Source organism: uncultured Campylobacter sp. (genome assembly GCF_937981295.1).
Taxonomy (GTDB): Bacteria; Campylobacterota; Campylobacteria; order Campylobacterales; family Campylobacteraceae; genus Campylobacter_B.
In genome coordinates this window covers 1-1657 of the sequence record NZ_CALJPC010000027.1, presented here as the reverse complement: position 1 = coordinate 1657, position 1657 = coordinate 1, and the positions used below count along the sequence as shown (strand labels likewise).

Below are 1657 nucleotides of genomic sequence, written 5' to 3'. Positions count from 1 at the left end.
CCCGCCGCAGAATGGACGGCAATGAGTTTTTGTATCCGCTCATCGACGACTACAATATGAGCGAAGCAGACTGCACGGCGTATCTGAAAGAGCGTGAGATGGAAAATCCACTCTATCGATACTTCAGCCGCACGGGCTGCTATTTTTGTCCTGCGCAGTCAAAGCGCGCTTTCTATCAGGTATGGAAAAATTTCAAGCCTGAATGGGAGTATATGAAGCGGATCGAAGCTGAGTTTTTGACTATGCGAGATAGCGGCGAGCACGTGCTTAATACATCGTGGTTTGCGGGGAATTTAACCTGCGCGAATATGGAAGCGGAATTTGCTCGCCTAGATAAGCAAGGCTCTTTGGCGTTTGATGATGAGCCTCTGAAAGATTGCTTCTGTAAAATTTAGAGGATAGGCGATGAGAGAGATTAAATTTAGGGCGTGGAACGTTCTAGATAAGAAAATGCTTAATTGGGGCGATATTTTTCACCTACCGGCTTGGGAAATTTTTCCTGGAACTCCGGAACAAAGACCCTTTAATATTATGCAATATACAGGAATGGAAGATAAAAACGGGCGCGAAATTTATGAGGGCGACGTCGTCAAATTCATTTCAAGACTTGACGATAGCAAAAGAATGGGCACGGTCAGATACTGGGCAGGTGACGCTGCGTTTCTGATCGAGTGTGAAAGAGAGATATTCTTTTTGCTTCACGATGCGCTCAACCGGGAAGTCATCGGCAACATCTACGAGAACCCGGAGCTATTAAAGGATACAAAATGACGACAAGAGAAAAGATAGAGGTTATGCAAGCCTATACGAGGGGCGAGGAGATAGAGAGGCGTTCGGCTAATTGCGAAGAAGATGAATGGGCAGCAGGATTGCCGGTTTGGAATTGGGAGAAATTCGAATACCGCATCAAACCCAAAGAGCCTAAATTTAAAATAGGCGATAAGATAGTGTGTAAAAGCTCACGAGATATCGCCAATCCCGAGGTTTGGTGCGTCGGATCGTCTATGATAGAGGGAATAGACCCAGATGATTTCATCAATACCAACGACGTCCTTTGGTTTTGGGAATACCAAAACGTATATGGCGAGTGGGAAATGACAAACGCTAGATACACAAAAAGCGACCTTAACAAAGAAGTGCTCGGTCCCAATGAAAGAGAAACGGCTATACCTCTTTATGCGCTCGGATTTAGATTGCCACAAGATTTAAAGGAAAGTTTATCGAAACTAAAAGCGTAGAAGCGATCGGGCGAATAGTACCGTTGCTTTTTTACGTGAGCTTTGAGAAACTCGAGAGGCTAGAGCGGTTTTTACGCTTAGAGATAAAAGATAAAGATTAAAGCCCCTTGCGGGGCTTGTGAAGAGGCAGAGATATTTTAACATAAAAGGCTTAAGAATGAATTCACTAGAAGCGTATTTTGCACAAAGAGACTGGATATTACGAAGTGGATATTATCGCAAGCTCACGTGCTTTAGCGCCTATTTATACGCTGATTTTAGAGGGCGCGACACACTAATAATATATGTGCGCGATCCGGACGAAAAAATCGCGCGATTTGCATTTACGCTTACCACGGCTACCGGTCAAAGAAGCAGACGAGGAAGTAACGCATTCGACAATCTATCCATAATAACATCCAGTATGCAAAACATTGACG

Annotated in this window: 3 protein-coding genes and 1 pseudogene; all 4 read left to right on the top strand. The window is 44.2% G+C overall.

Going from position 1 to position 1657, the window contains the following annotated elements; all coding sequences use genetic code 11:
* Positions 1-395 (top strand): annotated as a pseudogene (locus Q0135_RS02470) (hypothetical protein); the annotation flags it as partial.
* Between the two features lie 10 nt (positions 396-405).
* The gene (locus Q0135_RS02465; RefSeq protein WP_297987976.1) at positions 406-771 is read left to right on the top strand and encodes a YopX family protein; all 366 of its coding nucleotides are present in this window, start codon (positions 406-408) and stop codon (positions 769-771) included.
* Complete coding sequence (locus Q0135_RS02460) at positions 768-1238, top strand: hypothetical protein (protein ID WP_297987975.1); 471 nt, start codon at positions 768-770, stop codon at positions 1236-1238. Before Q0135_RS02465 ends, Q0135_RS02460 begins: the two co-directional genes overlap by 4 nt.
* Before the next feature lie 157 nt (positions 1239-1395).
* A partial coding sequence (locus Q0135_RS02455; RefSeq protein WP_297987974.1) for a hypothetical protein occupies positions 1396-1657 on the top strand: 262 nt, incomplete at its 3' end.

What these genes read in the sequence shown, in the direction of transcription:
- Q0135_RS02465 (WP_297987976.1), top strand. Translation starts at nt 406, where the DNA reads ATGAGAGAGATTAAATTTAGGGCGTGGAACGTTCTAGATAAGAAAATG.
- Q0135_RS02460 (WP_297987975.1), top strand. Translation starts at nt 768, where the DNA reads ATGACGACAAGAGAAAAGATAGAGGTTATGCAAGCCTATACGAGGGGC.